Here is a 12,864-nt window from a genome sequence, read left to right on the forward strand (position 1 = left end):
GCTTAAGAACTTTATTTAACTTCATTATTTTCAGATGGTTATAGACATCATGCCAGTTAAGACTATTTCATTACGTTATTTATTTGCTGGCAAATAGAATTTTACCCTGTCTTGTTCTGCGGCAGTTTAACAAGGCAATACGCGAGATGAAAAATAAATTATTAATACGGCAATGATATCATGGCTATATATATTATAAGCAATAATAATTACTTGAAAAAAGGGATCGTCTTATTAGCAAAAGACGTAAACATAGAGATCAAGAAAGAAACCATTCATCAGCTGCCTGTTGAAAAATTAACTTTCGACGATACGGTCATTTTACATCTCCATTTGAATAATAAATGCTGCGCGCGCCAGATTTCAAAACTCAATAGCAAATGCAAGCTTATGATTTTACTAAATTAATACAGAGGTAATCTTATTTGTGATGCTGATATGATTATCAATGCGCGACAGTCATTATCAAAACTAATGTCGACTATTATGCGTCTGGTTGACATGAAAAAGCGTAAGGCAACGATAAATCAAGTACTGAGTCGCGTTGAGAAAATTATTATCCAGGAATCTCTTGAGGGTAAAGATATTAATTTGATCGCTAAATCGTTGTCATTGCCACCGAAGCGTGTTTACACCTATCGTAATATTGCCTGTAAGAAGCTGGGAGGCATTAAAATTAACGATCTGTTATTAATTAAAGAGAATTTATTGGAAGAAAATGTACGCGTTTGAACGTTTCAGCCCTGAAAACGTCAGGGCTGAAGAGGTAATGAACCCTGGCGAGCACAGTAGAAAAGCGGGCGTGTACCAATTGTAAATAAAAAACCGTGGATACCCTGATTGAGAATGGTGTAACTGACCTCTTCATTAGGATAAACATAAAAGTCAGGCAGAATGTTTGCCAGCAACGCATCAGGTAAGGTCTCAATAATGTCGAACTTATTGATTCGGGTTGAGTGCAAGTGATATGAGTCCTGATTTTCAGTCCAGTCGTAGGCGACATCTCTTCTGATCCGTCCCTTCAGCTTATTATCTTCAAGATACGTTCCGCTAACGGCGACGATGCCGTTTTTATTTTCAAGGGAATACATGAAATTCAGGGTGATATTGGCGCGCACGTTGTTGTTGTAGACGACAAGTGAAGTCGAACACTCCTGCTTATCGTAATATTTATACATAAATATGTTGTAAATCGCACCAACGACTGCACCTGCGAATAAACATAGTGTACTGATGGTGATTATTGTTTTTTTATTCACTGTCTACCCCACGAAAAGAGAGGGTGATGCAACCCGCAACCTGAGACGTCAGGTAATTCTTGCGGCAGACCAGAACCGCTAAACCCGGCGCGGTTTTCGACATCGGGAAGTACACCCAGGGGTATTTTTTGCAGTCAAGACCGGATCCCAGTATTAAGGACTTAAAGCGGGAAAAGTTGTTTTTGTTATCATGGCTGTCGTCCTTAGTATAAAAGCGACAACCTTGATCCTGTTCGATAAAGGTATAATCAGCGAAGAATGGGTGTGTATCCATAATGTGCCAGAAAAAGTGTACGCCGGTTGCGCCAATAATGAACGCCGCAACCATCGCAAAGATCATCCCGAAATGGGACAGTTTGCTTTTGTGGGGGGATGCCGGGCTTTGTGCAGGAGGCGTGACGACCGATGTAAACGGCTTCTCGATTGCCGCTTTGTACTCAACGTCCAGTTCATCTTCGCCTTGCAGAGTCGCAGTGTGAGTATCGGTCACCTGATTGGCTGCAACCCGGGTTATTTTGACGCTTTTATCGATTTGAAACCCTTTACGCGGAACCGTGGCGACCAGAATCTGGTCCGTCTCACCCACGGCGCGTAAACCGCGGCGAACGATAGAGATATTCTGGTATAGCGTATTCGCCGGAACCAGCATGCCTTCGTCTTCCCACACCTTTTTAAAGAATTCTTGTTGCGTGACCACGTCCGGGGAGGCGTCGAGCAGCAGCAACAGACACCGGCTGGCAGGCGTGGTCAGCACGACGTTAAGTTCAGGGTTAGTGACTGAAATTAACCTTTTACTGTCAGGTCTGAACTCTATATTGTCGTTAATTATCCAGTACATATATGTTTCATGGTGCGCGAAGGTTATTAAAACAGATACTTAAGTGTAGATAAAATTTGAACACAGCCTTGCATATCATATATATGAATACAGTGTGACATTTAATGTATGAAACTCATGGTCTTTATCCAAAGGTTTCACATAACCGCATATTTATTAATGCAATTCATTAACAAATCGGGTTCTTCTGATATCCCGGTTGCGTTAATGGCAGACTAGCAACAGAGTGCAGAAGACGGAATTGACGATCTGTTTCTAAAAGCGTCATTTAAGATGAGTTAAAGAACCGATTTTCCCGTTATTCATTAAAACGTTATCTTTGTGAATTTATTTGACTGCTTTTACGTTTCTTTAAATCAATTTTTTGAATAATGTCTTATCTCTACATAAGAAAAATCATTTGCTTGGATTTTAATTCCTTAATTATAATTAATTTTGGGATAAAAATCCGTAAATGTTCTTATATCAAATTTTTTCAGCTTAAGAAGGTACGAATACTGAGGGCTTACTCATTCAATATTCATGTGGAGAAGGGGAAGACTCACGCGCTATGCTTAGTGCATAAATGTAAAAACGAGGCAATGTCATGGATAAGCAACTTGAAGAAGCGGGTTACCGTGTTTATACCGGCGAGAAGATTGATGTTTACTTCAATACCGCAATCTGTAAGCACTCCGGAAATTGTGTGCGCGGCAGCGCCAAACTTTTCAATCTGAAGCGTAAGCCCTGGATTATGCCTGATGAAGTGGACGTTTCAACGGTTATCAAGGTTATCGATACTTGCCCCAGTGGGGCGCTGCAATATCGTCATAAATAAGTGAGGCAAAGATGGAAATACTCGAAGGTCACAATAAATTTTATGTGAACGATGCAGAGGGTAATCAGGTCGCCGAAATCGTATTCGTTCCGACAGGTGAGCATTTAAGCATCATCGAACATACCGATGTGGATGAAAGTCTGAAAGGGCAGGGCGTGGGAAAACAACTGGTCGCGAAAGTTGTGGAAAAGATGCGCAGTGAGAATCGAAAGATTATTCCGCTCTGTCCCTTCGCCAAACACGAGTTTGATAAAACCCGTGGGTATGACGATATCCGTGCCTGATAGTACCAGCTCACGCTACGGCATGCGCGATACCCTTTTTTCATATGCCCAGTGGTTGCCGTGATCGTTGATGACCTCATAGCGCACCGACGTACAGGTCGCGCCACTGCCCTCCAGCGCAATCGACAAGGTGGAAAGCGGTGCGATCATCACACCGCTTGCGCTGCCCGCCTCACAGCTTATCCCGGCAAGCGTGATATGCCTGGGCCCGGAATTGTTGATTCGTAGTTGTTTCTGCGATTCACGATATGCAATGTGAAGTTTTTCCGCATCGCTTTCCTGCAAAGGACCGACACCCATTGGGCGAACAAAAACCTTCATCCGGATGCGTAATGGCAGTACGACTTTTTGCGCGATCTGTGAGTCGTTCCGGGTCATGGGAGGGATCTGATAGACATTCAGCCAGTAGAGCGTTTCACGATCGCGCGGCAGCGCTGACGTGTCGGTCAGTTGCAGCTTAACGCTGCGCAGTTCGCCGGGCTGCATTTTAAATACCGGCGGCAGGACGACGATGGGGGTTACCACGTCATTAGGCTGGCTGGACGGATTTCCCTTATCGGTCCAGACCTGCACCAGCGCCGGTTGCCGTTGCGAATTGATCAGCGCCAGCGAGTTGCTTTTCTCACCGGCGTTAAAGATTACGCGAGTCACTTCGGTATTCACCACCGCGTAAGCGGGGAATACCAGAATACTCAGCAGCCAGGTACTACTGAAAACTAACCACCACCTGAAGTTGCGCATAAACCGTTCCTGCTGTGATCGCTTCGCCGGAGATCGCTTCCAGCGAGGCGATGAATTCACCCGTGTAAAATTCAGTCGAGCCGCTTGACGTTTTGGTCGTTAAATCGGTGTAGCCGTACCATCCTCCGGCATTGCCCGTCGCGGTTGTCGTCAGGTTTGGCAACAGATTGATGGCTGTGCCTCCCAGCTTTTCGCTGTAAATGCGAATGCCCACGCCGGAGGCGACGCCAGGGGTGCCGTAATGGTTATCAAGCAGCCAGGTCAATGCGCCTGAACCGGTATTCAGACCCAATTGATTTGCGGCACTGACGGCCGTTGGGTTATTGACCAGAAAACCCATTGCCACATTTGCTTTGGTCGTGGTTGAGGCTGCGGTGCCAGACGTTGCGCCAGTTTCGCATTCGACAGTGATGTTAAAGGGGGTCTGCGCTGTGCCGCCACCGCTCAGTTCACCGACGCTAACCGGCGGCAGGCGAACGATGGCGGGATAGTCGTCGATCCGACAGGTGGCGCCGCGAACAAAGTAACTCTGGCTGGTGAGCGTCCATCCGCCAGGCCACTGCATTGAGCCCCAGCCGCTGTAGTTGGTTTTACTGTCCGCGCCATCGAACAGCCCTGAACTCATGCCTCCGCCGTGAAAAGCGATATAGCCCGCCGGTCCTGCATAGGTGTAGCCGTAGCGATTCGAACCGTTTACCCCCATCGAACTGTCATCGACCCGTATCAATTCGACAAAAACATCACTAAAGGCGCTTCCCGGGATGTAAATATAGGTGCCGTCGTTGAACATCTCACTTTCGGGGATGAGGCGCGTTTTCCAGAAGCGCGAATAGTATTGCCCGGTTTTCAGGTTGGTCAGTCGCACCGCGACGTTTTTAACGTAAGTGTAGTAGGCGCCGTCAATACCCGGTACCGCTTCTCTTCCGCCCCAGGCATCATCACCGTTGGTGGCGTAATACTCATACACTTTGCCTATTTCTGAGACATCACAGCGAAAGTAAATCTGGTTGGCGTTGACGCCCTGAGTACGTCCGTTGGGCACAAAACTGGCCGTTGAACTGGCGAGCAGCGTGCCTTCACTTTGAAACCCGGTACCGTTGCTTAAGGTGATGACGCCGGGTAATCCCAGTTTGCCTTTGACTTCAGCATCACCGACCCCGCCCCAACTGGCACCGATATAGCCCGCGTCTTTCGCCGCCTGGGAAAGGTCGCTGGCAACAGTTACCCTTTTACAGGCAGACCATGCAGGCATCGCCAGCAGACTACCGATCGCCAGCAACGGGAGAAAGAGAGTACATTTCATAAGTCATCACTCCTGGCGGCAAGGTAGCGTGAGTTGATAAAGCGGGGCGTCAGTGTTCGCGGGCAACTGGTACCAGACCTGGCACTGTTGTGTGGCTGCGTTCCCCCATTTCACGAACAGCACGCCAGACTGGGCGGCAATGCGGGCGTAGATTTGTCCGCCTTGCCCCATGATGCCCACGACTTCGCCGTTGCTGTCTGTGACATCCGCGCCCATCGGCGGCAGGCTGCCGTCACGCAACGTTGTATTGATTAATGTCGCTTTGCCGCGTGTTGTTGCAAACGTCACGCGAGAAATGGCCCCTGCATAGGGAACAAGGCGTTTACTGCCGCCCTGAAGTTCAACGTCATCGTCCATGTTCTGGCTGTCGAGACTGACGGTGTTGTAGCGATAAGGGGTTAATGAAGGCAGGATAGCGTAGCCAAAACTATCCACTGTCGCACCCTGGCCGTTACGCACTGTCGCTCCGCGTGCGCCGACGGCCTCCACCAGTGCAAAGGTGTCGCTGGTATAAGGACCTGCGGTGAGTCCGCCACGATGCGCCACCAGTGTGCCGGACATGCCCAGTCCAACCTGTTGATAACCTTCGCCTCTTGAGGCATACCCGCGAAATGCGCCAACAGAGGTGCGATGTTCAATGTTCCCGCCCCAGGTGGAACTGTCGCCACTGTCATTATTGTGTTCAATACCGCTATAGACTGCCCATGAGGTGGTGCTTTTTTCCCCCGTCGCACCGCTCATGCCGATTGTCGCCATCCGGCTATCGCGACTGCGGTTCATGTCCAGATTGATTTGCGAGCGGCTGGAGCTGAAATCGAAGGGAATTGAGATCCCCAGTGAAACGGTGTTTTCGGTGTATTTACGTTGGCTTGCATTATCAAAATCACGGTCATTCACGCTGTTGAAATAGCGGCTGGAATAGGTGCTCCGCTGGCGCGCGGCGCTGATATTAACGCTGATATCGCGCCAGCTATTGCTGTAGCCGAGTTGCAATTGCGTGATGCGTGAGGCGTTGTTGTAGTAATCCGACGTACTGCCCGTCATGCTCAACATGCCCCAGTTGCCCATGGGCTGGCTGATGGTCGCCGAAAAATTATTCCGTTGATTGAGGGTGTCGGAGTAGTACGCCGTACCGTTTTTCTCCTGACGGCGCACACCGAGCACGTCCTGAAGATCGCGATAACCGCTGGTGGAATAGCGATACGCCGCCAGCACCAGGTTGGTGCCGGTGGTGAAGGTTTTGCTGTAACTAGCTTCGACGCGCCAGCCTTGTTGTTTCTCGTCATTCTCCACGTGCGCGCTGGAAAACACGGTGTTTAAACCGAAGGCGCCCACGGACGTAGCCAGCACCCCACCGGCGAGAATGGCCTGATAATCGTCCGCCAGTCGCGCCCCCATATTCGCCGTTAACAGGTTATTCATGCCACGTTGCAGAACGCCTTCGGCAAATTTGTTTTCCACACTGTAGTACTGGCGGACATAGCCCATCGCCAGTTCGTAGTTCCAGTTACCGGGGCGTATCGAGTCCGGCACGGCGGAGTAGGGGACGGTGAAACGCGAGATTTGCCCGTTTGCCTCCACGACATCCACCGTCAGATCGCCCTGACCGCGAGTGTTATACAGGTCGTTAATCACAAAGGCGCCGGGCGCGACGGTGGTCTCATAGATGACTTTTCTCTGCTGGCGCACCACTACATGAGCCGTTGTCGCTGCGACTCCCCGTACTTCTGGCGCGTAACCCCGTTTACCCTGCGGCCACATCCGCTGATCGGTACTGAGTTTGACGCCGTTAAAAGACAGGCTGCCAAACAGACTGCTGTTGGTATAGTTATCACCAAAGGCAATAATGCTGTCTATCTGTGGCAGAGGCCGTTGCACCGAGGTGGCAACCGCATTGTATTTGTAGTGACTGCCCGTTTGGTTGTCATCGGCGTAGCGCAGATTTCCCTGGTGGCGAACCTGCCACAGGCCCAGGTTGATTCCACCGTTAATGTTGCTCCACAGATAGTCATAGCGCAGATGACTGTCTGTATTTTCCGTATGGTAGAAGTTGGTGTTATGACGCAGATACAGCGCCGTTTCTCCGGCATCCCATTCAGAAACCGGAATGTACCCTCGCGGTGAGTGCAGCAGACCGGCCTGGGGAACAACCAAGTTCAGGCGTAGCGTGGTTACATCCACATCCCAACTGATTTTCTGCCCCAGGTCATCGATGGGCAAACAACGGGCCGAAATTACCTTCTGCATTGTACGAATAGCGCTGGCAGCGATTAGCTCAGGCGACAGGCACGGCTGGATCCTGGCGTTTTCACTTTCCGGTTTAACCAGCGTGATGGATTCCTGACGGCGAATCAGTTGGTTGTTGAGATAGACATCAAGCACATACTTACCAGCCGGCAGCATATTGTCCTGCTGATTAAAGCGGCTCAGATCCAGTGATTTGCCAACATCGGAACCCTGTAAAAGCGCCGGATCAAAATAGTACTCTGCACGCGCCGCTGCCGGGACGAATACCAGACTAATCAGGGGCGCGACGAAGAGGTTAAAGCGGATAGTCAGCACTGATGCGTGCTCCCTGATCGTTGATCAAGGTGATGCGTACGCGCTGTTTGTCAGCGTCAGTGGTGCGTGGGAAATGAAAGGTTTCGCTGGCAAAAGGCGAAATCATGTCATTTTTTGGGCGCAACGTTTCTGTCGAACCGTTAAGTTGTAGTGCTGCGACCGTGACATACCAGGGCTGATTGTTTTTGACAGTGATACCAAATCCCTTACCCTCGCTAATACGTTGGACCTGCAGGTTCTCCAGCATTTTTTGTGGGTCACCCGCTAATCCTGCTGGACGATAAAAAAGTTTGACGCGATTGCGTAGCATAATGAGCAGGCTGTTCTGCTTTGCCGTGTTGCTGGTGGATTGCCCGCTATTGGCGGGGGGGATCTGCATGAAATTAAAATAGAATAATGACTCTCTGTCCTGCGGTAATGCTTTCCCCTGGGTATAAACAATACGGATAATTTGTCCTTCGCCGGGTTGAATCCGAAATGCCGGAGGCGTGGCGATAAAAGGGACCTGCGCAGACTTTTCCGGCCCATCGGCCATATTGCCGCTATCGAACCAGCTTTGTACGACATAAGGAATTGCATCTTTATTTTTTAAATGCACATCTGTCGATTTCGCTGAACCATTATAAATAATGCGCGTTCCTGTCATCGTAATACTGGCATTCACGTAGCCACACCAGGCGAAAAAAAAGAGAAGCAGGCAGCCGGAAAAAAGACGGCGATGATGATGAACAGTACGCATAATATTTTCCCTGAATGTGGATGGCGGGAGTACATTCCCGCCAGGACTGCTTTTACTGGTAAGACACCGCATATTGCATGGAGGCCAGAACCGTACCGGTGGTGGCAGCACCACTGGTGAAATACTGGGCTTTATAAGTTGCGCTCGCCGAGGTTTCGTTCGCCTTGAGAGAGAGGTCGCCAGTGCCGGTAAAGGCATTGCGGAAGTCAATTTCAGTTCCGCTGGTGCTGAGGATTTGGATCTCAACATCCTGCGCGGAGCCTGTGCTGGTGAGGTTTCCGCTGGAGCTGACATTGTTACCAACGAAAACCGTTGAAATTTCCACCCCGGACGCCGAACCAGTACAACCGCTCACCCCGACATCAAACGTCGTTGCGCCCGCGACCTGATTGTCTTTCAGCTCCGTAGCAGTTACGGTCGGCAGGAGCACGACCGGCGAGGCATCTGAACCGTTCACTGAAATTGAACAGGTCTCGTCACTCACTTCCCCCATAAAAGTAATGGTATTGTCAGAGGCAAGCGCATTTGTTGAAAAAAGCGCAGAGGCTACCAGCGCCGAAAGAAAGGCACGATTTAAGGTCATCATTCAAACTCCATTTTTATCAGTTATGTTGATTTACCTTGCCAGTACAAGGTTCTTCCATGCGCAGGGACATTTGTGGTGATGACTCTGTGCTGGAATCGGGACAAAATAGTGCAGGCGTAATTATTGGTAATTTTCTTATAAAGAAAAGAATACCTGTATCAGGCATACCGTTAGGGTGCCTGTCATATTTTGAGGTAAGACGTAAAGTCTTCCCTTATTTATCCATTTATTTTTCATCCCGGATATTACCGACAATATTTGCAAAGAGGAAAATCGTTTAAAACGAACAGATATAATGTTCGTGATAGCCCGCGCCTATTGAATTCTGGAAATAGATCGATGTTAACTTTATTAGGAATTTTAGATAATTACGTTATTAATATTGATATATTAAAAAAGCACGGTCCCTTATTTTTGTTTAACTGATTGTTGAACTATAGAAATGCGCATTAAAAAGATAAGTAAAATTGGATAGTTCGTCAGGTTAACGTTTTCACGAGAGCGCATCGGTCTAAGAACATTCCTTCATTACTCTTTCTCTTTTGGAAACTTAGTGGTCTTGTTTCCAATAAATTCAGGCCGATCGATATCAAAAAACAGGCAAAAAAAATTTCATCTGCAATTGATACTCTTCATTTTTTGGTATTTTTCTGCCTGCTCACAACCTTTTCTTCTGAGAAAAAGCGCCTCTGGCGGCGAGATCTCTCCACATTTTTTCCTGAACAATGACGGTGCCGGTCAGCCTATGATTTCAAGTTACGTATATTTAACATTGAAATCGGGAAGGAAAGGGATTTCTGGAAAGATTAATGAGCACAGCGGCGTGCGCTGTGCATCAACAACGCATTTTCAGGAGGCGTGGACGATTCCCATATAGCCATGGATGCCCATGTAGACGCCAACCAGCGCGATCAGCAGACTGGAAAAATAGGGTGCTCTGCGTGCAAGCGTATGAAACCCGCTCCAGCGCTTAGCAACCTGATTGACGCTGACGGCGGCACCGACACCTACGGTGACCAGGGTAATGGCCAGACCGAGACTAAAGCAGAGTACCATAGTTGCGCCCAGGGTAAATGCTTTTAACTGAAGACAAATCAGCAGAACGGTGATGGCGGCCGGACAGGGAATAAGCCCACCGGTCAAGCCAAACAACAGGATTTGTCCATTGGTCACCGCTTTGCCGTTAAAGCGGCGCTCGATGTCACGGGCGTGTGCTTGCTCATGCGCGTCCTGGTACTCGTTGGCGTCTTCGCTCAGACCTTCCTGCATAGGGTGATCGTGGTGATGGTCGTGATCATGATGGTGATGGTGATGGTGATGATCATGATGGTGATGATCATGATGCTGGCCATGGTGATGGTCATGGTCGTGATGTTGCATATCGGTGAGCCAGTTACGCTCACCCTGCCATGTGCGCCAGAACATCCAGGTTGCGGTGCCCAGGATGATGAAGGCGGAGATCAGCTGTAGCCAGGGCTCAACGGATTGTGCGGTGAACGCGCGGCTGAGGTACATCCCTCCCAGCGCGATGAGCCAGACCACCGCTGTGTGCGAGAGTGTTGCCGCCAGACCTAACATCACAGCCTGCTTAACCGTTCCTTTAATGGCAATAATGAAAGCCGCCATCATCGTTTTAGAATGACCTGGCTCAAGCCCGTGCAGCACGCCGAGCAGAATGGCGCTGGGAATGAAAAACCAGGCGTTACCCTGCTGAAGAAGCGTAGAAAATTCACCCATGATAATGATTCTTAGTTGTGCAATTTTTGCCGATTCTACTCCCCCCCAGTACTGAATACTACCCCCCAGTAGATACGTAATGCTATAATTCACAGAGATTTGTGTTAATGAGGTGTTGTGATGTCACACACAATTCGGGATAAACAAAAACTCAAAGCCCGTACCAGCAAAATTCAGGGGCAGGTTGTGGCACTGAAAAAAATGCTCGACGAACCCCATGAATGTGCTGCTGTTTTGCAGCAAATCGCCGCGATACGTGGAGCGGTGAACGGGCTAATGCGGGAAGTGATAAAAGGGCATCTGACTGAGCACATTGTTCATCAGGGCGATGAAGTGAAGCGGGAAGAGGATCTGGATGTGATCCTGAAAGTACTGGATTCGTATATAAAATAGCCGGGAACGGTGTCCCGACCTGGAATTCTTAGCAATACACTGTGGCGAGGTTTCGCTGGGCAATGTAACGTTCGATGTGCTTGTAACCGCTGATGGATTCCAGCGCATGCAACAGGCAGCATACCGCCCTTGCATAAGTTCGATCGGTTTCGTCGTCGCAGTAGCTTTGCAGTGCTTCTTCGCACAGCCTGCGAACCGCAGGCGGGAACGCAAGTTTTTGCAAAGAGCGCTCCAGTTCATTGAAAGCTAACTCTTTTCGTGCCGTAAAGAGCGAGAGCAGTACCGCACTCAACGCCCGTGTTTCTTCTTCGTAATATCCTGGTGAATATATCTTGTCCATGTCGTTCCCTGTTATTGGACTCATCTGCGTCTTTGCAAATGTACTGCGTTACCATCCGCCTCTTTTATCAACAGCGAATAAGATGACATATCGCTGGAGACTGGATGTGAATGAATAAATAGCGAATTTATTCGTCCACCCATTCGTTTTTCGATGCGCTGTTTGTAGGCATAAACGCTGCGGATATCCATGTCCTGCGTCTGAGCGATTTGGTGCGGGTTACTGCCTGCGACCATATGCCCCAGAATCGTGAACTCCATCTGCGTCAATGTATTGCCTTTAGTAAACGACAAATGTCGTCCGATAAAGACCTGACGGATCTTCTCATTCGCGATGTCCAGGCCATCATCATGGTAAATGATGGCGGAAACCGCAGGATGATTTTTACGCCAGTAGTTTGCCAGCGACTGCATATTGCGATCGCTAATCAAAATAATCCCCATACGGGTACTGGCGAGATAATCTATCCACTCTTTATCCAAAAACAGGCGTAAAAAGCTGATAGAGAAATCCACAAAAATATAACCACTCAGTCTGGCGTTGTGATTGTTATTTAAAATACCTTCAATAACCCCTTTATTGAAATAAACGCTTTCTTCTGGCCACATGCAAAAACAGGCATTGGCACAGTACTGTAAGCGGGGGGATTTTTCTGGCATTATTTTGCAATGCAAAGTGCAACTGCTGCATGTCAAATTCTTTAATTTAACGTCCAGCCCCATATTGAGAGCCTCCCTATCCGTAGATGATTTCATAATTTCATCCGTTTTAAAACATGTCAATACTCAACAAAATGCAACTTTGATAGAGAGGAAATCTTAAAAATTCACTATTGCTATTATTCTTAATAGCCCTTTTTCAGGAACATTTCCTTTCTATCAATTTAGGTTATTTTCAGTGATGTTGTTCACGATTCGACGCTTAAAAAAAATACCTCCAGGATTTTTGTAACAACCACCAGGAAAATCTATATTGCAAAAATGTTTAAGTTTTATCTGTAAATAGCATTAATGGCAAAAAGTTGTGCTTATGTTAAATCGTCTGAGATGTTTGTAACAATGCTTTGTCTTTTATTGAGTAATACTATTTATCTGTTTGGTCGTTTATTCGACGTGGAGCAATAATAATAAGAGTGGAGGGATGAGGCACCTTAAATGGTCTTAATTAAGAATATGAGATCTTTGTTGATTGAAAATCTATTGATTTATAAGAACTTTTGTTTTTGCGATTTGATCGCGCTGACATAATCTCTATATATTTAGTGA

At 48.0% G+C, this 12,864-nt stretch carries 14 protein-coding genes; 4 read left to right on the top strand and 10 right to left on the bottom strand.

The genetic code is table 11. The annotated features are described in order from the left end of the window. Positions 1 to 486: 486 nt before the first annotated feature. Positions 487 to 732, top strand: a complete 246-nt coding sequence (locus tag WB371_RS08715; protein WP_336219674.1) for a hypothetical protein — start codon at positions 487 to 489, stop codon at positions 730 to 732. Positions 733 to 752: 20 nt separating this feature from the next. On the opposite strand, the gene WB371_RS08720 is transcribed toward WB371_RS08715, so the two are convergent. Both WB371_RS08720 and WB371_RS08725 read right to left on the bottom strand, forming a co-directional pair. Beyond that, positions 753 to 1,259 (bottom strand): hypothetical protein, encoded by a 507-nt coding sequence (locus tag WB371_RS08720; protein WP_420704036.1) that lies wholly within the window; start codon positions 1,257 to 1,259, stop codon positions 753 to 755. Beyond that, positions 1,252 to 2,097: a transcriptional regulator gene (locus WB371_RS08725; RefSeq protein ID WP_336219675.1), complete on the bottom strand. Its 846-nt coding sequence runs from the start codon at positions 2,095 to 2,097 to the stop codon at positions 1,252 to 1,254. The genes WB371_RS08720 and WB371_RS08725 overlap by 8 nt, the downstream gene beginning before the upstream one ends. A 586-nt stretch (positions 2,098 to 2,683) precedes the next feature. On the opposite strand from WB371_RS08725, the gene yjdI reads away from it, so the two are divergent. Beyond that, positions 2,684 to 2,914 (top strand): 4Fe-4S mono-cluster protein YjdI, encoded by a 231-nt coding sequence (gene yjdI, locus WB371_RS08730; RefSeq protein WP_336219676.1) that lies wholly within the window; start codon positions 2,684 to 2,686, stop codon positions 2,912 to 2,914. A gap of 11 nt (positions 2,915 to 2,925) precedes the next feature. Then, positions 2,926 to 3,198 (top strand): GNAT family N-acetyltransferase, encoded by a 273-nt coding sequence (locus WB371_RS08735; protein WP_336219677.1) that lies wholly within the window; start codon positions 2,926 to 2,928, stop codon positions 3,196 to 3,198. 15 nt (positions 3,199 to 3,213) lie between these two features. Here the strand turns inward: WB371_RS08735 and WB371_RS08740 are convergent, their stop codons facing one another. The 6 genes from WB371_RS08740 to WB371_RS08765 form a co-directional block, all read right to left on the bottom strand. Continuing rightward, positions 3,214 to 3,939: a fimbria/pilus periplasmic chaperone gene (locus WB371_RS08740; RefSeq protein ID WP_336219678.1), complete on the bottom strand. Its 726-nt coding sequence runs from the start codon at positions 3,937 to 3,939 to the stop codon at positions 3,214 to 3,216. Continuing rightward, complete coding sequence (stbD, locus tag WB371_RS08745; RefSeq protein ID WP_336219679.1) at positions 3,905 to 5,242, bottom strand: fimbrial usher protein StbD; 1,338 nt, start codon at positions 5,240 to 5,242, stop codon at positions 3,905 to 3,907. Before stbD ends, WB371_RS08740 begins: the two co-directional genes overlap by 35 nt. Positions 5,243 to 5,248: 6 nt before the next feature. Further along, the gene (locus WB371_RS08750; protein WP_336219680.1) at positions 5,249 to 7,804 is read right to left on the bottom strand and encodes a fimbrial outer membrane usher protein; all 2,556 of its coding nucleotides are present in this window, start codon (positions 7,802 to 7,804) and stop codon (positions 5,249 to 5,251) included. After that, positions 7,785 to 8,543, bottom strand: coding sequence for a fimbria/pilus periplasmic chaperone (locus tag WB371_RS08755; RefSeq protein WP_336219681.1), 759 nt, complete (start codon positions 8,541 to 8,543; stop codon positions 7,785 to 7,787). The genes WB371_RS08750 and WB371_RS08755 overlap by 20 nt, the downstream gene beginning before the upstream one ends. A 52-nt stretch (positions 8,544 to 8,595) precedes the next feature. Beyond that, the gene (locus WB371_RS08760; protein WP_336219863.1) at positions 8,596 to 9,126 is read right to left on the bottom strand and encodes a fimbrial protein; all 531 of its coding nucleotides are present in this window, start codon (positions 9,124 to 9,126) and stop codon (positions 8,596 to 8,598) included. Positions 9,127 to 9,978: 852 nt separating this feature from the next. Beyond that, entirely contained in the window at positions 9,979 to 10,866 is an 888-nt protein-coding gene (locus tag WB371_RS08765) for a nickel/cobalt efflux protein RcnA (protein ID WP_336219682.1), read from the bottom strand. Positions 10,867 to 10,986: 120 nt separating this feature from the next. Between WB371_RS08765 and rcnR the strand changes: the two genes are divergently transcribed. Continuing rightward, positions 10,987 to 11,259, top strand: a complete 273-nt coding sequence (rcnR, locus tag WB371_RS08770) for a Ni(II)/Co(II)-binding transcriptional repressor RcnR (protein WP_192613352.1) — start codon at positions 10,987 to 10,989, stop codon at positions 11,257 to 11,259. Positions 11,260 to 11,287: 28 nt separating this feature from the next. Here rcnR and WB371_RS08775 read toward each other — a convergent pair whose 3' ends face one another. Beyond that, positions 11,288 to 11,599: a hypothetical protein gene (locus WB371_RS08775; RefSeq protein WP_336219684.1), complete on the bottom strand. Its 312-nt coding sequence runs from the start codon at positions 11,597 to 11,599 to the stop codon at positions 11,288 to 11,290. A gap of 20 nt (positions 11,600 to 11,619) precedes the next feature. Further along, a complete protein-coding gene (locus tag WB371_RS08780; protein WP_420704040.1) occupies positions 11,620 to 12,354 on the bottom strand; it encodes a helix-turn-helix transcriptional regulator in 735 nt (244 codons plus the stop codon). Between the last annotated feature and the right edge of the window lie 510 nt (positions 12,355 to 12,864).

It is taken from the genome of Citrobacter amalonaticus, from assembly GCF_037053465.1.
Classification (GTDB): domain Bacteria; phylum Pseudomonadota; class Gammaproteobacteria; order Enterobacterales; family Enterobacteriaceae; genus Citrobacter_A; species Citrobacter_A amalonaticus_H.